This window comes from Mesorhizobium sp. B2-8-3, from assembly GCF_006440815.1.
GTDB lineage: Bacteria > Pseudomonadota > Alphaproteobacteria > Rhizobiales > Rhizobiaceae > Mesorhizobium.
On the sequence record NZ_VFTW01000004.1, the window covers coordinates 346,851 to 363,860 of the forward strand.

Genomic DNA, 17,010 nt, shown 5'->3' on the forward strand with positions numbered 1-17,010 from the left:
CCCTACTGCCTACTGCCTATTCTCATGCTTCGCGGAACCGGTATCCGACTCCGTAAAGGGTTTCGATCATCTCGAAGTCGTCGTCGACGGCCTTGAACTTCTTGCGCAGCCGCTTGATGTGGCTGTCGATGGTGCGGTCGTCGACATAGACCTGCTCATCATAGGCCGAATCCATCAGCGCATCACGGCTTTTTACCACGCCGGGGCGCTGCGCCAGCGAATGCAGGATGAGGAACTCGGTCACCGTCAGCGTCACCGGCTCGCCCTTCCAGGTGCAGGTGTGCCGCTCCTGGTCCATCACCAACTGGCCGCGTTCGAGCGAGCGGGCCTGCTGGCTCGGCGCCTTGGCCGCCGCCTCGCGGGCGCTGGTCCGGCGCAGCACGGCGCGCACGCGCTCGACAAGGAGGCGCTGCGAGAAGGGTTTGCGGATGAAGTCGTCGGCGCCCATCTTGAGGCCGAACAATTCGTCGATCTCGTCGTCCTTCGACGTCAGGAAGATGACCGGCAGGTCCGACTTCTGGCGCATGCGGCGAAGCAGCTCCATGCCGTCCATGCGCGGCATCTTGATGTCGAGGATGGCGAGGTTCGGCGGCCGCGCCGCCAGGCCTTCCAGCGCCGACGCGCCGTCGGTGTAGGTTTCCACCCGATAGCCCTCGGATTCGAGCGCGATCGACACCGAGGTCAGAATATTACGGTCGTCGTCGACAAGCGCGATTGTTGCCATTTCAAGCGGCTCCCTCATGAGCTGTCCCTTCTGTCGTCGAGAAGGGGCTTTTGCAGGACAAATTGGGTACAAAATGTGGCACGGGCCTTGTCCGAAGTCACGAGCGGCCTGCCGTCACACGACATCGCACCCTAATTGGGATTGGACGCACCAAGCCTGCCAATCCTTTGGGCAACCTCTGCGTTTTTTGCACATATAAACGATTTAAACAACTTTCAAATTTTTTAAATCGATTAATGATTTGATATCATTCGCTTTTTCTGGTTCTGAACCTGACGGCCCCAGCGTGGGCTCCGGGAAGCCACCCGTCAGATGCGGCCAAATCCAGAGAGGAAATTTGATGTCGGAAGCCGGCAAACGCAACCCCGACTGCGCCATCGACGCGATCGGCCTGAAGACAACGGGCATGGTACGCTATAATTTTGGCGCGGCGAAACTCTACGAGGAAGCGATCCGGCGCGGCGAGGCGAGGTTGACCGCGCAGGGCGCGCTGGTCGCCGAGACCGGCCAGCACACCGGACGTTCGCCGAAGGACAAATTCGTCGTCCGCGACGAGGCGACCGGCGGCCAAGTCTGGTGGGACAACAACAAGGCGATCTCGCCAGCACAGTTCGAAGCGCTGCTCGCGGATTTCAAGGCTCACGCAACCGGCAAGGACCTCTACGTGCAGGACCTCGTCGGCGGCGCCGACGCCGATCTCAAGCTGCCGACCCGGGTCATCACCGAATTCGCCTGGCATTCGCTGTTCATCCGCAATCTTTTGATCCGCCCTGAAGCCGCGGAGCTCGAGCGTTTCGTGCCGCGGATGACGATCATCGACCTGCCCTCCTTCCGCGCCGATCCGGCCCGTCACGGCACCCGCACCGAGACGGTGATCGCGGTCGATCTCACCCGCAAGATCGTGCTGATCGGCGGCACCTCCTATGCCGGCGAGATGAAGAAGTCGGTATTCACGATGCTGAACTATCTGCTGCCGGCAAAGGGCGTCTTGCCGATGCACTGCTCCGCCAATGAAGGTCCGGACGGCGACGCGGCCGTCTTCTTCGGCCTGTCCGGCACCGGCAAGACGACCCTTTCCGCGGATCCGTCGCGCACGCTGATCGGCGACGACGAGCATGGCTGGGGTCCGCAGGGCATCTTCAATTTCGAGGGCGGCTGCTACGCCAAGACGATCAGGCTGTCGGCCGAGGCCGAGCCGGAGATATTCGCCACCACGCAGCGCTTCGGCACGGTGCTGGAGAACGTGATGCTCGACGCCAGCCGCGTTCCGGATTTCAACGATGGCAGCCTGACCGAGAACACGCGCTGCGCCTATCCGCTGGACTTTATCCCCAATGCCTCGAAGACCGGCCGCGCCGGTCATCCGAAGAACATCATCATGCTGACCGCCGATGCCTTCGGCGTCATGCCGCCGATCGCCAGGCTGACGCCGGCGCAGGCGATGTACCACTTCCTGTCGGGCTATACAGCCAAGGTCGCCGGCACGGAAAAGGGCGTCACCGAGCCGGAAGCGACGTTCTCGACCTGCTTCGGCGCCCCGTTCATGCCGCGCCACCCGTCCGAATACGGCAATCTGCTGCGCGAGCTGATCGCCAGCCACGGCGTCGACTGCTGGCTGGTCAACACCGGCTGGACCGGCGGCGCCTATGGCACCGGCCGCCGCATGCCGATCAAGGTGACACGCGCCTTGCTGGGCGCCGCGCTCGACGGTTCGCTGAACGCGGCCGAGTTCCGCACCGACGCCAATTTCGGCTTCGAAGTGCCGGTGGCCGTCCCGGGTGTCGACGGCGCCATTCTCGACCCGCGCTCGACCTGGGCGGACAAGGCCGGTTACGACCGCCAGGCCGCGAAGCTGGTCAACATGTTCGCGACCAATTTCGAGAAGTTCGAACGCCACGTCGACGCCACCATCCTCGGCGCCGCGCCGCGCTTGCAGGAAGCGGCTTAATAGCGGCCGCTTCTCATATCTTTCCTCCAGGGCCCGGCTCGCGCCGGGCCTTTTCTTTTTGCCGTCATCGCGTCATGAGTGCGTGCATGGCAAGCGACGACGACATCATCATCTCCGGCGAAGCGGTCATTCGTGCGGGCGACCTGCATGAGGACTTCATCCGCTCGTCCGGTCCGGGCGGCCAGAACGTCAACAAGGTGGCCACCGCCGTGCAACTGCGCTTCGACGCGGCGAACGCTTCCGGCCTGTCCGAGCGGGTGCGCGAGCGCGCCATCAAGCTTGCCGGCCAGCGCGCCACCAAGGACGGCGTCATCGTCATCGAGGCCGGCCGCTTCCGCACCCAGGAGCAGAACCGGGCCGATGCGCGGGCGCGGCTGACGGCGTTGATCGCCAAGGCGGCCGAGCCTCCACCGCCGCCGCGTAAGAAGACCAGGCCGTCCAAAGGTGCCGTGGAGCGCCGCCTCAAGAGCAAGGCGGGCCGATCGACGGTGAAAAAGCTGCGCGGCCGTGTCGAGAACGATTAAGCACGGTTGAATCGGCTGCTTCCAATTCTGGGTTGCAGATGGCAAGTTCCGATTGCTGCAACAGCGAGGAGACCAGCCATGGGTATTTTCGATTTCGTCAAAGGCGTCGGCAAGAAGCTCGGCATCGGCGGCGACGACGAGGCATCGCCAAACGCGGATACGTTGAAGAAGGAGCTCGATTCCCACAAGCTGGGCACGGACGGCGTCGAGGTTGCCGTCCAGGGCGACACCGCGGTTTTGAAGGGCACGGTCAAGGATCAGTCGGTCTTCGAAAAGGCGGTGATCGCCGTCGGCAACACGCTCGGCGTCTCCAAAGTGCAGGCGGACGAGCTGAAGGTCGCGCCCGAGGCCGGCAAGGCGGCGCCGGCCAAGGAACCGACGCTCTATACCGTCCAGAAGGGCGATAATCTCTGGAAGATCGCCGAGAAATATTACGGCAAGGGGAAGGGCGCGAAGAACAACGTCATCTTCGAGGCCAACAAGCCGATGCTGACGCATCCCGACAAGATCTATCCCGGCCAGGTGCTGCGCATACCGGATATCGACCAGGCCTGAGCGGCATCGCCAAGATTGAACGAACGGCGGCTTTCGGGTCGCCGTTTTCTTTTGCCGGTAGCATGCTGGAGCCGGATGATTTCAGGTCTGTTCGACCTGAAATCATCCGGCTCTAAATCAAAGAGATAGAGCATGATGTCGTCCGAAAGCCGCTTCACGCTTTTCGGCATCACGCTCCAGGGCGGATAAAACGGATCGACCCATGCTCGTACTTCCCAAAGGCGTCCGCCATATGCCGGGCTACATCGCCCGGCCGGCCCAGGAAGCGCTGGTCGAGGAGATCAGGCGCGTCGTGCAGGCAGCACCCCTCTACGTGCCGGCCATGCCGCGCACCGGCAAGGAGATGAGCGTGCGCATGACCAATTGCGGCGCGCTTGGCTGGGTCACCGACAAGGAGCGCGGCTATCGCTACCAGCCCACGCATCCGGTGACGGGCGAGCCCTGGCCGCCGATCCCGGAAGCCTTGCTGCAACTGTGGCGCGAGGTCTCGGCCTACCCGCATCCGCCCGAGGCATGCCTGGTCAACTTCTATGCGGCGGACGCCAGAATGGGCCTGCATCAGGACCGCGACGAGCAGGACTTCGCCGCGCCCGTGGTGTCGGTCTCGCTGGGCGACGACTGCCTGTTCCGGGTCGGTCAGGACAGGCGCGAAGACGGCACGAAGTCGTTCAGGCTGAAGAGCGGCGACGTCGTCGTGCTTGGCGGCGAGGGACGCCTCGCCTTCCATGGCGTCGACCGCATCTATCCCGCGACATCGGCCCTCTTGAAGAATGGCGGCCGCATCAATCTGACGCTTCGGCGGGTGACGGTACCGGGCTGAGGATGCCAGGCGCCGGGGCAACGCGATCTTAAGGACACTGCGACTAAAAGGTCGGTTGCGAAATCGAGGTCGCCATGCAGCCGGACTGGATCAGAACCCGAAGCCTCTTGGACGTGGCCATCGTCACGGTGGTATCGATCGTCGCGCTTTGGATGACCGAGTTTTACCTGAGCAGTTTGTGGACCCTGAACAGCAAGGGATTTTCCGCGCTGTCGCACCGGCTGCCTTACTGGGATTTCACCAACCTTTGGGCTGGGTCCCGCATGGCGATGGAGGGCCACGTCGCCCTTCTTTTCGACGTGGACGCCTACCGCGCGGCGCTGCGCGACATGTTCTCGCCCGACCTTCCCAATCAGGAATGGAGCTATCCGCCGAACATCCTCCTGCTCGGTGTTCCGCTTGCCACCTTGCCGATCCTGCCTGCCTACCTGGTCTGGACGGTTGGGACTGTGCTCTGTCTGTGGCTGGCGATCCGGCCGCTGAAGCTCGGAGCGGCCCTGGAACTGGCGATTGTCCTCAGTCCCGCCGTGATCTGGAACTCGGTGTTCGGCCAGAACGGCGCGCTGACCACCGCGCTCTTGATCGGAGGCCTCGCCGTGGCGCCCAAGCGTCCGCTGCTGGCCGGGATACTGTTCGGATTGCTGACGATCAAACCGCATCTCGGCATTCTCGTGCCTTTCTGCCTGTTCGCCAGCGGCAACTGGCGGGCCATTCTCGCGGCCGTCGGGACCAGCGTCGCGATCGCCGTCGCCACCGGCCTGTTCTTCGGCTTCGATGTCTGGCGCCTGTTCCTGACCGAAACCCGTCCCTTGATGACGGCGATCATGGAGGCGCCTTATCCGCAACCCTATCAGTACAACGCGATCACGGTGTTCTTCACGGCAAGGGCTGTCGGCCTTGGCGTGACCTCCGCCTATGGCGTGCAGGCGGTCGCGACCATCGCTTCCATTGCAGCGGCGATCTGGCTCTGGTGGCCGGGGCGCCTAGTCTCGCACCAGCAACGCGTGGCGCTTACCGCTGTCCTTGCGATCCTTGCCACGCCCTACGGCTACACCTACGACACGATCGGTGTGGCCGTAGCGGTCGCGATGCTCGCCACGATGGTTTCGAGGCCGCCTCGACTGATCCTGGCGATTTGCTGGCTCGGGCCTTTCGTCGTGCATTTTTTCACCTGGGGCGGATATTGCGTCGCTGTCCTGATCCCGCTGTTTCTTGCCGCGTGGATGCTGCATTCGATATGGACGAGGGGCCGGAAGGCGGAACCCTCGGGAGAACCGTCCCTAGCCTGAAGCAATTCCGGGATGCGTGGGCAGCGATGGGCTTGGCGACTTTAAGGACTGCTTTGGAAAGACATGCCTTAACGTCAATTGATCTGGCCAGTGCCGCCCTAATTGCGTTCGGCGATATCGCTGCGGATGAACAGGGTTACCACGGCGTTCTGATAGAGCAGACGATAGTCTTGCAACGCCTTTGCGATCAGAGGGCTGTCACGCAGCGGCGCCGCTGCGTGCGGCTGCGTCAGATGGAGCTTTACGGGTACATCCGGTCCTGCGGTTCCGTCATCGGCAACGATATCGGGCCGTTTGGTCGCCAACTCACGGGCGATCGCCCGCGTGTAGTCCGCCCGCAAGGCTTCGAGCCTGAGCCGGGTCGCGGCATCCGGCCCGGACTCGATCAAGACCTGGGCATCATTGATCATCCAACTGGACGGGTGACGCCCAACCATGCGAGCGCCGGCCATCCGGACGAGCGGATTGCCGATCTGCAGCGCCGAGCCTATCGATATCAAGGTCGGGTGATCGGCGATCCGGTTGATGGCGGCCGTCGCCGCGTCGAGATCGCCGCGCGATTGGACGAATGCCAGGCCTTGCCGTGGCGCGACGGTCGTCACGAGCAAAAGCAAACCGAACCCGACACCCGCCTTTGCCAGCGCAGGCAGGTCGCGCTGTGGCAGCAACCGGATGAACTGAAGCACAAACGCCAACATGCCTAGCATCAGGAACGGGATCGCCTGATAGGTCCAGCCTTTGCCCATGACGACAAAGGCAGGGACATAGCCAATACCCGCCAGCAGCAGGATCTTCGCATCGCGATGGGGCCGGTCAGGGTAGGCCATGGCCAACGTTGCCCCGGCCATGGCCACGGAAATCTTCACCGGCAAGAGCATCAACACGTCGACGGCCGGCAAGCGCATCGGCAAATAGACCTCGCGCAGCAAAGGCAGGACATCGGTGAAGAACGGCTGCATGAAAACCACAAGCACGACCAGATAGGCGACGGTCAAAGCAGCGCCGAAGACATTCTCGGTCGTCAGCAGAGGCCGCGCCGAGCGTCGCTGCGCGGCAAGGACCAGCACCGGGACAGCCAGCGCCAGCACGCTGAAAGGCGGTTTGATCATGACGAAAATCGCGGCGCCAAGCCCGGCGGCGAGCCGCTCGGCCGTGCTGCCGGCGCGGAAATCCGCTGTCCGGTCGCGTGCCGCAAGCAGCGCCAGCCAAGGCAAAAGGCAGATGACTGCGATTTGTTCGCGCTGGCCGAAATCCGCCGGGGACAGGCTAAGCAGAAGAAACACCAGGACCGGAACTGTCCAGACGAATCGCGCCAGCGTTTGGTCGGCACGTACAAGAATTCGAGCTGAAAGCCAGACCGAACCGACTGCCAGCACTGCCATGCCGAGCCCCACCCAGAGCTCCGCAGAAAGCCCGGTCAACCGCTCAAGAATCAGGAATGGCAAATAGAGCCATGTGGAAAAGGGCGGATTGGCCTCGGCTACGTCGACATAGAGGCGTTCGCCGCTCAGCACGCGGTCGCCGACGGTCAGCAGCCACGATACGTCGACATTGCCCGGCAAGACGCGCGAGACGACGATCGCATAGAGGGCGATGAACAATGTTGCTGCAGCCGGCAGGCCAAGACGAAATGCAGTTCCGGCCTGACGGGGCCGCAGATCAGCCTGCTCGTCCGAAGCAACCAATGGCGCATCCATGCCGGGAGCCTCAATAGCAACACAGCGTTTGTGGCTCAGTTTCTAACGGATCGGCAGTTAAGCGCGCTTTAACCGGGAGCCAGGACGTCCTCGACGAGCGTCGATCGGTTCCTAATGCATGTCGCCCAGAAGTGTGCAGCGGTTCTGCGACAACGACATGCATCAAAATCCGTTTCAGCGACGCGCTCCAAAGCCTCCGCAGCGCCACCTCTTCGACCAGATGGTTGGCGTGCTTGCGCAGGATGAGGTCAGCCCGTGCCCGCGTCGCCACAGCGAAATTGCCGAGCCTACCCACTCACACTTGATCCTCGCGACCTGTCCCGAAAGGGCGACTACGGATCACTCTGCCTGGGCAGTTCCTGGATCGCGCAGCAGCACCTGAAGTTCGTCATTCTCGGCAATCTGCTGGTAGCCTCGCATGAAGTTGACGTAGTCCCGCCACCGGGCAAGCTCCGCATTCCAATCCCTGTCCTTTTTCTCGATGATTATCACGGCGGGCTGTCGGGCTTCGAGTTCGGCGAGCTTGCCCTCGATGTAGCGGTCGACGATCCGCCGGTAGTGGGATACCGCCTCTTTGTCGCCCTCCCGGGTTGCGATGCCCGAAAGATGAAGCGCCGATTCACCCAGCCAGTCGCTGCAATCGCGGGAAATCCACGTGCCGCCGAGCGTGCGGGTAAGCGGATGGCCCCCCGAGATATCGGCGCCGACAAGCGCGATGGTCGGCTGATGCGTCGCGGCCTCGATCTTGGCGACAAACTCGGCACTGAGCTTCTGCGTTTGCATGAACGGGATGGCGGCGGCGGCAATGATGACAGCCAGCAGCACCTTGCGTCCCAGTTCCATTGCCGTGCCCGGCGACTTGTATGTTGCGGGGGCAGTTTGCGCCATCCTCAGCAGGAGGGCCGCCAGAATCAGGCTGAAGGCCGGAAATGCGTGATAGGACCAGCCCTTGGCCTGGTAGATCAGCGGCACGGTCGCGGCTAGAGAAGCAAGCGTGAACACGGTGACCAGCGGCGACAAAGGCAGTCCCGGGCGAAGAAAGCGCAGTGCCAGGAGCGCGACCACATAGATCGGCACATAGGTCGTCAGCAGCGCCAGCATCTTCTGCATCCGCATATAGGTGTCGGCCAGCGTCGGGTAGATGACACTCAGGAATTCCGGATAGAAATGCTGCACGGCAACGAGATAGGCGACGCAGAGCAGTCCGATCACCCAGTACTCGACGGCGAAAAGCGTCCGGATCGACCGGCTGCTCCAGGCCGCGTAAAGCGCCGGAACGAGCACGGCCAACGCGTAATAGGGCTTCACCAGCACCAGGATGCTGCCGCTCAATCCGGCAAGGAGGGCCACCGGCAGGCTGGGTACTCGACCGTCGATTGGCGCCGCGCGCCAGGCCGTCAGCATGAGCAACGGCAAAAACAGCGCGATCCCCAAATGCTCCCGCTCACTGAAGGCATTGCCGGGGAAGATGACCAGCAGCGCCAGAAACAGAGGCAGCAGCGAAAACAGGGTGCGGTTCTCGACAAAACCCGCCCGCCTGGCGATCCATGCGGCAAGGCCCAATCCTGCCAGGCAGATCGCATAGGCGTAGACATGAACCGCGATTTCCGGCGACATGCCGACCTTGTGCGCGAGCGCCACGGCCGGCATGAACATCCATGGCGTGAAAGGCGGATTGACTTCGAAAATGTCGACATAGAGCCTTGATCCGGCAAGCATCCGCTCGCACATGGTGATCACCCAGCTCGTGTCGGGTATGACGCCCCATCGCATCTGCCAGGGAACGGCGGCTGCCAGCACCAGCAGGCAAAGAATCAAGGTCCATGCCCACGTGTTGCGCGCTTCGCCGATCGGCGCGTCTGCTGTCGGTCTGTCGAGGACGGCGGTCATCGGCTCTCTCCTTCGGGGCAGAGGGGGCCGTTGGCGCCCATGGGAGCGTCGAAGACAAACTTGCGTAAGACTGCGAAGTTCAGAACCGGCACTAGAATGGAAGCAAGCGCCACCGGCGCCGACGACGGGCATCCAGCAAGATCGGTGAGAATTGCGGCCAGCCCAACGGAGAGAAGGAATCCGGCACCGGTTGCACAGGCGAAGCGGAAGATTTCGACGCCAAGCGCACTGTCAGGCATGAACGTCACGCAGCGATGCCCGCAATAGGAAAACACTGCTCCGGCGCTGGCGTCGAGCTTGTCGAGTTAGGCTCATCCCGCCGCACGAGCAGCGGCAGCACCGCCTCCTCGTTGAAGATCGGAATGACCAGTGAATAGACCGGGCCTTGCGGCCGGCGGCATTGCCCGCATTGATCACCGGTTGCCTCCCGACACCCGCTGGAGTTTGGCTCGCAAAGCTAGTCGGGATTGCCTAAGGCGCCGTTAAGGGGGTCACAATTTCCTTAACGCCACTTCCTCGATCAGGTGGTTGGCGCCCTTGCGCAGGATGAGATCGGCCCGCGCCCTGGTCGGCAGGATGTTCTCGCGCAGGTTCTTCAGGTTGATGTTGGCCCAGAGCCCTTCGGCGATGGCCCGCGCGGCATCCTCGGAGAGCTGCGAATAGCGGTGGAAGAAGGAGTCCGGATTGCGGAAGGCGGTTTCGCGCAGCCGCATGAAGCGCTGGATGTACCATTGATGGATCAGCTTCTCGTCAGCATCGATATAGATGGCGAAGTCGAAGAAGTCGGACAGGAACGGCACGATCTTGCCGTCCTTCGGCAGCTTGCCCGGCTGCAGGACGTTGATGCCTTCGAAGATCAATATGTCCGGACGGTCGATGGTGACGAACTCGCCGGGGATCACGTCGTAGGTCAGGTGCGAATAGACCGGCGCGATGACGCTGTTTTGCGCCGACTTGATGCCGGACAGGAACCTGAGCAACGCGCCGACGTCGTAGCTCTCGGGGAACCCCTTGCGCTCCATGAGGTTCTCGCGGCGCAGGATCTCGTTGGGCAACAGGAAGCCGTCGGTGGTGATGAGGTCCACCTTCGGGCTCGACGGCCAGCGCGCCAGAAGCTGCTTCAGCACGCGCGCCGTGGTCGACTTGCCGACCGCGACCGAGCCGGCGATGCCGATGATGAAAGGGGTCTTGACGACATCCTGCGCCTTGAAGAAGGCTTGGCGCTGCCTGAACAAAAGCTGGCTTGCCTCGACATGCGCCGAAAGCAGGCGGGACAACGAAAGGTAGATGCGCTTGACCTCTTCCAGGTCGACCGGGTCGTTGAGCGAGCGCAGCCGGTCGATCTCTTCCCCGGTCAGCGTCAGCGGCGTGTCGGCACGGAACTGCGACCATTGCTCGGCGGAGAAGAATCGATAGGGGGAATACTTCTCGGTCGGAGCAAGCTGGTCCATCGGGTTTCCTACCCTCCTCGCCGTCAGCCCCGGGCCATCAACCGCGGGGACGGGACGCCTTTTCGGCGATGCCCGAGCGGCCGGTTCGGCTCTCGAGCTCCTTCAGCACGTCGTCAAGCGGAATGCCCGCTATGCTAAGGACGACCAGCCAATGATATATAAGATCGGCGCTTTCCGAAACGAGGGCCTGCCTGTCGCCGCGGATGGCGGCGATCACGGTCTCGACCGCTTCCTCGCCGAGCTTCTGCGCCGCCTTGTCCATGCCTTTGGCGAACAGCTTCGCCGTCCATGAGTCAGCGTCGCCGGAATGGGCGCGCTGATGGATGATCGTTTCCAGCTCGGCGAGCGAAAATTGAGCCATAGCAGTGGTTTAAGTCCGATATGCCGACGAGTCCAGCCGCATCGGCAGGCCGGCTCTGGCCATGTGCGCCTTGGCCTCGGCGATCGTGAAGGTACCGAAGTGGAAGATCGAGGCGGCAAGCACCGCACCGGCATGGCCGTCGCGGATGCCTTCGACCAGGTGATCGAGCGTTCCGACGCCGCCGGAAGCGATCACCGGCGCGCGCACTGCGTCGGCAATCGCGCGGGTGAGCGCAATGTCGTAGCCGGCCTTGGTGCCGTCGCGGTCCATCGAGGTCAAAAGGATCTCGCCGGCGCCGCGATCGACCATCGTCTTGGCGAATTCGACCGCGTCGATGCCGGTCTTCTCGCGTCCGCCATGAGTGAAAATCTCCCAGCGATCGGCTTCGCCGGCCGCAGACACCTTCTTGGCGTCGATCGCCACGACGATGCACTGGTTGCCGAACTTGTCGGCGGCTTCCGCGACGAAATCCGGGTTCTTCACCGCCGCAGTGTTGATCGATACCTTGTCGGCGCCGGCCAGCAGCAGCTTGCGGATGTCGGCGACCTGCCGCACGCCGCCGCCGACGGTGAGCGGCATGAAGCACTGCTCGGCCGTCCTGGCGACCACGTCGAAGATCGTCTCGCGATTGTCGGACGATGCGGTGATGTCGAGGAAGCAGAGCTCGTCGGCGCCAGCCGCATCATAAGCCTTGGCGGCTTCGACCGGGTCGCCGGCATCGATCAGGTCGACGAAATTGACACCCTTGACCACGCGGCCGTTCTTGACGTCGAGGCAGGGGATGACGCGGGCCTTGAGCATCACTTGCCTTCCAGGGTCGAGAGCAGGTCGACCACCAGCTCGCCGACCAGCGGCGGCACGTCGCCCTTGGGGTCGAAGGCCGGATCATAGGCGGAAATGGTCAGCCCGGCGATGGCGAGCGGACCGGCGAGACCGCACATCGCGGTGCGCACCTGTTCGGGCGCCGGACCGCCGGGCGTGGTGTAGCGGTTGGCCTGCAGCTTCTCGGGATCGTGCACGTCGAGGTCGACATGCATGTGCACCTGGTTTGCGCCATCGGCCTTCAGCCTTTGCGCAGCAGCCTTCCAGTCCGGGCACTCGGTCCGGATGACGGGCAGCGTTTTCAGCAGCTCCTTCTCGGCCTCGTCGAGGTCGCGCGCATTGACCAAAACACAACGCGACGGATCGACCGGCTTGAAGCCGGGAATCTGGTTGGCCATCGGCCGCCAGCACAGGCCGAGTGCGACAGCCAGCGCCATGCCGTCGAGGAAGCCGGTGGTGGAGGTCTCAGGCGTGTTGAGGTCGCCATGCTGGTCGGCCCAGATAATGGCGTCAGCGCCGGCACCGGCCACGGCGCCCGCGGCGGTCAGGCAGTTGCCCGCCAGCACGATCGGAAACCGCTTCTTGTCCATCGCGATGCGGACCTGGCCCGAAACGGCATTGCAGACGGCGAATCCGGTGCTGATCTCGCGCTCTTCTTCGTCCTCGACCACCTTGCCGATGTCATGCACCTCGACGTCGTGGCCGGCGAGCTTCAGCGCCTCGGCCAGCCCGCCCGAGATCAGCGCGTCCGGGCCCTGGCCGCAGCCGCCGTGGAAATGGCCGCTGTCATAGGATGCCAGGATGATGGAAATGTTCACGCTCTTGCCTCCGCCCGCTCGCCGCGCAGGATCGCCAGCGCTTCGGCCGGGTCGATACGTCCGTCATATAGGGCGCGGCCGGAGATCGCGCCTTCGAGTTTGTGCGCGTCGGGCATGGTCATGCGCACGATGTCGGCGATCGAGGCGAGGCCGCCGGACGCGATCACCGGAATGGACACCGCCTCGGCGAGGTCGATGGTCGAATCCCAGTTGATGCCGGTCAGCACGCCGTCCCGATCGATGTCGGTGTAGATGATGGCGGCCACACCTGCGCCCTCGAACTTCTTCGCCAGCTCGATGACGCCGAGCTCGGAGGCCTCGGCCCAGCCCTCGACGGCGACCTTGCCGCCCTTGGCGTCGATGCCGACCGCTATTTTTCCGGGAAAAACCTTGCAGGCTTGCTTGACCAGTTCGGGTTCGCGCACCGCCACCGTGCCGAGGATAACGCGCGTCAGGCCGCGGTCCAGCCAATCCTCGATCTGCGGCAAGGTGCGGATGCCGCCGCCGAGCTGCACCGGATTCTTCGTCGCCTTCAGGATGGCGCCGACCGCCGCTGAGTTGACACTCTGGCCCTTGAAGGCGCCGTTGAGGTCAACGACATGCAGCCACTCGAAACCCTGGTCCTCGAAGGCCTTCGCCTGCGCGGCGGGATCGTCGTTGTAGATGGTGGCGGTGGCCATGTCGCCGTGCTTCAGGCGCACGCACTTGCCGTCCTTGAGGTCGATCGCCGGAAACAGGATCATGGGTCAGGCGCCCTCGACGATGACGAAATGGCCGGTCGAGGCGGCGAGCCGGAACTTCGAGGCATGCTGATATTCAGGCGAGTGATAGCATTCGATCGCCTTGTCGTAGGTGTCGAACTCGACCAGCACGTGACGGTTGCCGGTCGCTCCTTCCGGGCTCTCGTAGCGGCCGGCCCGGACCGGGAACTTCGCGCCGTATTTCGCGAAGGCGACGGCATTCGCTTCGATATACTGCTTGTAGACGTCCGGATCGCGGACATCGATCATCGCCATCCAATAGCCCTTCTTGCTCATTTTCAGGGCCTCCACTTCAAGAAATTGGTGATCAAGGCCAGGCCGAGCGCCTGGCTCTTTTCAGGATGAAACTGCGTGCCGGCGATATTGTCGCGCGCAACCGCTGCCGTCACCGCGCCGCCATAGTCGGCCACCGCGAGCACCTCGCCCGCGTTCGTCGCGTCCAGATAATAGGAATGGACGAAATAGGCGTGCAATCCCTTCGCGCCGGTCTCGATGCCGGAAAACAGCGGATGCGGGCGGGTAAGCTCGATCGTGTTCCAGCCGATCTGCGGGATCTTTAGCGCCGGATCGGACGGCGTGATCTCCTTGACGTCGCCGGCGACCCAGCCGAGGCCCTTGGTGACGGTCTTTTCGAGGCCGCGTTCCGACATCAGCTGCATGCCGACGCAGATGCCGAGGAAAGGCCGCCCCTTGGCGATTGCCGCTTCCTCCACCGCCTCCCACATACCCGCCACCGCGTGCAGGCCGGCGGCGCAGTCGGCATAGGCGCCGACACCCGGCAACACGATGCGGTCCGCGGAACGCACCCGCTCGGCGTCGGCCGTCAGCTCGATCGTCGCCGCAAGGCCCGCCTCATGCGCGGCACGCTCGAAGGCCTTGGTGGCCGAGCGCAGATTGCCCGAGCCGTAGTCGATGATGGCTACCCGCATGTCAGGGCCTTCCGGGCGTATGGGTCAGTCCCAGCGCCATGCCTGTCTGTGGCGGACGGGCCAGCGACGCATCCGGCACGATGCGCGGCATTGGCGCCGCCTCCTCGACATCGCCGGCGGTTTCCAGCGCATGGCGCGTCTCGGCATCGCCGAGATTGCCGGCCTCGACCACGCCCCATTCCCGCCAGCCGCGCCGGCGAAGTGCCGCGATGCGCAGGCCCCGGCCTTCGAACCCGACATAGAGCGAGACCAGCAGCGACAGCAGCGATCCGGCCGCTTCGAGCCCGAGCCTCTCGCCGAGCACCGACAGGAGCGCCATGACGATGAAGGTCAGGGCCGCCTCGATCCACAGCTGGTGCCAGGCGAGCCAGAGCGGCGCGGCCAGGAAGCCCAGCCAGGTGAAACTGTCGCGCACGAAGATCGCGTCCTCGGCTTTGTTGCCGCCAGCCGGCGGCTGCATCACCACATAGATCGCCATAGGGCTATCCTTTCAGGGATCCCTTGGTGGAAGGCACCGCGTCGGGCTGGCGCGGATCGCGCTCCAGCGCCGCGCGCAGCGCCCGCGCCACCGCCTTGAAGCAGGTTTCGGCGATGTGATGGTTGTTGGCGCCGTAATGGTTGGTCACATGCAGCGTGATGCCGGCATTCTGCGCCAGCGCCTGGAAGAACTCGCGCACCAGTTCGGTGTCGAACGTGCCGATCTTCGGCGACGAGAAGGCGACATTCCAGACCAGGAAAGGCCGGCCGGAGACGTCGATCGCCGCCCTGGTCAGCGTCTCGTCCATGGCGAGGTCGATCGAGGCGTAGCGCATGATGCCGCGCCGCTCGCCCAGCGCCTTGCTCAACGCCTGGCCGATCGCGATCCCGGTGTCCTCGACGGTGTGGTGGTCGTCGATATGCAGGTCGCCCTTGGCCTTGATCGTCATGTCGATCAGCGAATGCCGCGACAACTGGTCGAGCATATGGTCGAAGAAGCCGACACCGGTCGAAATGTCGGATTTTCCCTTGCCGTCGACATGGACGGAGACCGAAATCTCGGTTTCCTTGGTCTTGCGGCTGAGTTCGGCCGAACGCGTCATCGCTCTGTCCTTGTTGCCCTGTTCGGAGGCGCCAGGGCTTGAAAACGAAAGCCTTCTATCAGCATGATCCGGCGATTGCCAGTTGCCATTCCGGCCGCTATCGGCGCTCGGGCGAGGGGCGGTTTGCAATCGTTGGCCTTGTGCATACATATGGCCGATCAAACTCACTCGTACCGCGCCAATCGCCTTTTCAAGGGATAGCGCGCATCGGAGCTCAAATGTCGAACGAACTCACCATGCACGCCACGACCATCATCAGCGTGCGCAAGGGCAATAAGGTCGTGATCGCCGGCGACGGCCAGGTCAGCCTCGGCCAGACGATCATGAAGGGCAACGCCCGCAAGGTGCGCCGCATCGGCAAGGGCGGCAGCGTCATTGCCGGCTTCGCCGGCGCCACCGCCGATGCCTTCACCTTGCTCGAGCGGCTCGAGGCCAAGCTCGAGCAATATCCCGACCAGCTGACGCGCGCCTGCGTCGAGCTCGCCAAGGACTGGCGCACCGACCGCTATCTGCGCCGCCTGGAAGCCATGATGCTGGTCGCCGACAAGTCGGTCTCGCTGGCGCTGACCGGCAATGGCGACGTGCTGGAGCCCGAGCATGGCGTCATGGCCATCGGTTCCGGCGGCAACTATGCGCTGGCGGCTGCCCGCGCGCTGATCGACACCGACAAGGATGCCGAGGCGATCGCCCGCAAGGCGATGCAGATCGCGGCCGACATCTGCGTCTACACCAACAACAATTTTGTTGTCGAAACGCTCGATGCCGCCTGACGACCATGATCCCGAAAGTGGCCGCCGGTTTTCGGACAGGATCATGGTCGAACCAGCAGACACATATGATTTTCGGCCGGTCACGGAAAAAGACCTGCCGATGATCGCCAGTTGGCTGCGCGAGCCGCATGTTGCCGCATGGTGGGACGATCCGACCAAGGAAATCGCCGAGATCCGCGAGCATATCGATTCGGTCTCGGTGGAACCGCTCATCGTCGAGCTCGACGGCAGGCCGATCGCCTATCTGCAGAGCTATGACCCGCATATGGAGGACGATCATCCCTATGCCGATCAGCCCTTCGGCACGGTTGGCATCGATCTGTCGATCGGTCCGCCGGAGCTGGTCGGCATCGGCCATGGCTCGGCCATCGTGCGCCAGTTCGTCGAGGAGCTTTTCGAGGAAGGCGCGCCGCGCGTCATCATCGATCCGCATCCCGACAATGGCCGCGCCATCCGCGCCTATGAGAAGGCGGGCTTCAGGCCGATCGGCCGCAGGCATTCGCAATATGGGGACGTCGTGCTGATGGCTGTCGATGCGGCCGAAGACGACGAAATTTTGGGGGACTGACCGA

The 17,010-nt window shown here is 63.5% G+C and carries 19 protein-coding genes; 7 read left to right on the forward strand and 12 right to left on the reverse strand.

Annotated features, from left to right (window positions below; genetic code table 11):
- Positions 1 to 22: 22 nt before the first annotated feature.
- Entirely contained in the window at positions 23 to 724 is a 702-nt protein-coding gene (locus FJ418_RS09455; protein WP_006201274.1) for a response regulator transcription factor, read from the reverse strand.
- Positions 725 to 1,064: 340 nt separating this feature from the next.
- Here FJ418_RS09455 and FJ418_RS09460 point away from each other — a divergent pair, with 340 nt between their 5' ends.
- The 5 genes from FJ418_RS09460 (at position 1,065) to FJ418_RS09485 (ending at position 5,860) form a co-directional block, all read left to right on the forward strand.
- Complete coding sequence (locus FJ418_RS09460) at positions 1,065 to 2,672, forward strand: phosphoenolpyruvate carboxykinase (protein WP_140865024.1); 1,608 nt, start codon at positions 1,065 to 1,067, stop codon at positions 2,670 to 2,672.
- 86 nt (positions 2,673 to 2,758) lie between these two features.
- Complete coding sequence (arfB, locus tag FJ418_RS09465; protein ID WP_140641734.1) at positions 2,759 to 3,196, forward strand: alternative ribosome rescue aminoacyl-tRNA hydrolase ArfB; 438 nt, start codon at positions 2,759 to 2,761, stop codon at positions 3,194 to 3,196.
- Positions 3,197 to 3,274: 78 nt separating this feature from the next.
- Complete coding sequence (lysM, locus tag FJ418_RS09470; RefSeq protein WP_140658730.1) at positions 3,275 to 3,751, forward strand: peptidoglycan-binding protein LysM; 477 nt, start codon at positions 3,275 to 3,277, stop codon at positions 3,749 to 3,751.
- A gap of 202 nt (positions 3,752 to 3,953) precedes the next feature.
- Positions 3,954 to 4,571: an alpha-ketoglutarate-dependent dioxygenase AlkB gene (locus FJ418_RS09480; RefSeq protein WP_140865028.1), complete on the forward strand. Its 618-nt coding sequence runs from the start codon at positions 3,954 to 3,956 to the stop codon at positions 4,569 to 4,571.
- Between the two features lie 74 nt (positions 4,572 to 4,645).
- A complete protein-coding gene (locus FJ418_RS09485; protein WP_140865030.1) occupies positions 4,646 to 5,860 on the forward strand; it encodes a glycosyltransferase family 87 protein in 1,215 nt (404 codons plus the stop codon).
- 98 nt (positions 5,861 to 5,958) lie between these two features.
- Here FJ418_RS09485 and FJ418_RS09490 read toward each other — a convergent pair whose 3' ends face one another.
- The 11 genes from FJ418_RS09490 to hisB all read right to left on the reverse strand — a co-directional run bounded on the left by FJ418_RS09490 (position 5,959) and on the right by hisB (position 15,668).
- Positions 5,959 to 7,557 (reverse strand): hypothetical protein, encoded by a 1,599-nt coding sequence (locus FJ418_RS09490; RefSeq protein WP_140865031.1) that lies wholly within the window; start codon positions 7,555 to 7,557, stop codon positions 5,959 to 5,961.
- Positions 7,558 to 7,896: 339 nt separating this feature from the next.
- A complete protein-coding gene (locus FJ418_RS09500; RefSeq protein WP_246682987.1) occupies positions 7,897 to 9,579 on the reverse strand; it encodes a hypothetical protein in 1,683 nt (560 codons plus the stop codon).
- A 359-nt stretch (positions 9,580 to 9,938) separates the two neighbouring features.
- Positions 9,939 to 10,898, reverse strand: coding sequence for a type I pantothenate kinase (gene coaA / locus FJ418_RS09510; RefSeq protein WP_140641722.1), 960 nt, complete (start codon positions 10,896 to 10,898; stop codon positions 9,939 to 9,941).
- A gap of 37 nt (positions 10,899 to 10,935) precedes the next feature.
- Positions 10,936 to 11,259 carry a phosphoribosyl-ATP diphosphatase gene (locus FJ418_RS09515; protein ID WP_140641720.1) on the reverse strand — a complete coding sequence of 108 codons (324 nt, stop codon included), beginning with the start codon at positions 11,257 to 11,259 and terminating at the stop codon, positions 10,936 to 10,938.
- 9 nt (positions 11,260 to 11,268) lie between these two features.
- Positions 11,269 to 12,063, reverse strand: coding sequence for an imidazole glycerol phosphate synthase subunit HisF (gene hisF / locus FJ418_RS09520; protein ID WP_181166883.1), 795 nt, complete (start codon positions 12,061 to 12,063; stop codon positions 11,269 to 11,271).
- The gene (locus tag FJ418_RS09525) at positions 12,060 to 12,899 is read right to left on the reverse strand and encodes an arginase family protein (RefSeq protein ID WP_140641716.1); all 840 of its coding nucleotides are present in this window, start codon (positions 12,897 to 12,899) and stop codon (positions 12,060 to 12,062) included. Before FJ418_RS09525 ends, hisF begins: the two co-directional genes overlap by 4 nt.
- Positions 12,896 to 13,642 carry a 1-(5-phosphoribosyl)-5-[(5-phosphoribosylamino)methylideneamino]imidazole-4-carboxamide isomerase gene (gene hisA, locus FJ418_RS09530; RefSeq protein ID WP_140641714.1) on the reverse strand — a complete coding sequence of 249 codons (747 nt, stop codon included), beginning with the start codon at positions 13,640 to 13,642 and terminating at the stop codon, positions 12,896 to 12,898. Before hisA ends, FJ418_RS09525 begins: the two co-directional genes overlap by 4 nt.
- Positions 13,643 to 13,645: 3 nt before the next feature.
- Entirely contained in the window at positions 13,646 to 13,936 is a 291-nt protein-coding gene (locus tag FJ418_RS09535; RefSeq protein WP_140641712.1) for a DUF1330 domain-containing protein, read from the reverse strand.
- Between the two features lie 2 nt (positions 13,937 to 13,938).
- On the reverse strand, positions 13,939 to 14,589 hold the full coding sequence (gene hisH / locus FJ418_RS09540) for an imidazole glycerol phosphate synthase subunit HisH (RefSeq protein WP_140865039.1): 651 nt from the start codon (positions 14,587 to 14,589) through the stop codon (positions 13,939 to 13,941).
- A gap of 1 nt (position 14,590) precedes the next feature.
- Positions 14,591 to 15,067: a DUF2628 domain-containing protein gene (locus FJ418_RS09545; protein ID WP_140865041.1), complete on the reverse strand. Its 477-nt coding sequence runs from the start codon at positions 15,065 to 15,067 to the stop codon at positions 14,591 to 14,593.
- Positions 15,068 to 15,071: 4 nt separating this feature from the next.
- Entirely contained in the window at positions 15,072 to 15,668 is a 597-nt protein-coding gene (gene hisB, locus FJ418_RS09550; RefSeq protein WP_140865043.1) for an imidazoleglycerol-phosphate dehydratase HisB, read from the reverse strand.
- Positions 15,669 to 15,886: 218 nt separating this feature from the next.
- Between hisB and hslV the strand changes: the two genes are divergently transcribed.
- Together hslV and FJ418_RS09560 are read left to right on the forward strand one after the other, a co-directional pair.
- Positions 15,887 to 16,438, forward strand: a complete 552-nt coding sequence (hslV, locus tag FJ418_RS09555; RefSeq protein ID WP_140865045.1) for an ATP-dependent protease subunit HslV — start codon at positions 15,887 to 15,889, stop codon at positions 16,436 to 16,438.
- Positions 16,439 to 16,481: 43 nt separating this feature from the next.
- Positions 16,482 to 17,006 (forward strand): GNAT family N-acetyltransferase, encoded by a 525-nt coding sequence (locus FJ418_RS09560; protein ID WP_140865046.1) that lies wholly within the window; start codon positions 16,482 to 16,484, stop codon positions 17,004 to 17,006.
- Positions 17,007 to 17,010 lie beyond the last annotated feature (4 nt).

Coding starts and splice junctions, on each gene's coding strand:
- FJ418_RS09455 (WP_006201274.1), bottom strand. CDS start 724: ATGGCAACAATCGCGCTTGTCGACGACGACCGTAATATTCTGACCTCG.
- FJ418_RS09460 (WP_140865024.1), top strand. CDS start 1,065: ATGTCGGAAGCCGGCAAACGCAACCCCGACTGCGCCATCGACGCGATC.
- arfB (WP_140641734.1), top strand. CDS start 2,759: ATGGCAAGCGACGACGACATCATCATCTCCGGCGAAGCGGTCATTCGT.
- lysM (WP_140658730.1), top strand. CDS start 3,275: ATGGGTATTTTCGATTTCGTCAAAGGCGTCGGCAAGAAGCTCGGCATC.
- FJ418_RS09480 (WP_140865028.1), top strand. CDS start 3,954: ATGCTCGTACTTCCCAAAGGCGTCCGCCATATGCCGGGCTACATCGCC.
- FJ418_RS09485 (WP_140865030.1), top strand. CDS start 4,646: ATGCAGCCGGACTGGATCAGAACCCGAAGCCTCTTGGACGTGGCCATC.
- FJ418_RS09490 (WP_140865031.1), bottom strand. CDS start 7,557: ATGGATGCGCCATTGGTTGCTTCGGACGAGCAGGCTGATCTGCGGCCC.
- FJ418_RS09500 (WP_246682987.1), bottom strand. CDS start 9,579: ATGCCCGTCGTCGGCGCCGGTGGCGCTTGCTTCCATTCTAGTGCCGGT.
- coaA (WP_140641722.1), bottom strand. CDS start 10,898: ATGGACCAGCTTGCTCCGACCGAGAAGTATTCCCCCTATCGATTCTTC.
- FJ418_RS09515 (WP_140641720.1), bottom strand. CDS start 11,259: ATGGCTCAATTTTCGCTCGCCGAGCTGGAAACGATCATCCATCAGCGC.
- hisA (WP_140641714.1), bottom strand. CDS start 13,642: ATGATCCTGTTTCCGGCGATCGACCTCAAGGACGGCAAGTGCGTGCGC.
- FJ418_RS09535 (WP_140641712.1), bottom strand. CDS start 13,936: ATGAGCAAGAAGGGCTATTGGATGGCGATGATCGATGTCCGCGATCCG.
- hisH (WP_140865039.1), bottom strand. CDS start 14,589: ATGCGGGTAGCCATCATCGACTACGGCTCGGGCAATCTGCGCTCGGCC.
- FJ418_RS09545 (WP_140865041.1), bottom strand. CDS start 15,067: ATGGCGATCTATGTGGTGATGCAGCCGCCGGCTGGCGGCAACAAAGCC.
- hisB (WP_140865043.1), bottom strand. CDS start 15,668: ATGACGCGTTCGGCCGAACTCAGCCGCAAGACCAAGGAAACCGAGATT.
- hslV (WP_140865045.1), top strand. CDS start 15,887: ATGTCGAACGAACTCACCATGCACGCCACGACCATCATCAGCGTGCGC.
- FJ418_RS09560 (WP_140865046.1), top strand. CDS start 16,482: ATGGTCGAACCAGCAGACACATATGATTTTCGGCCGGTCACGGAAAAA.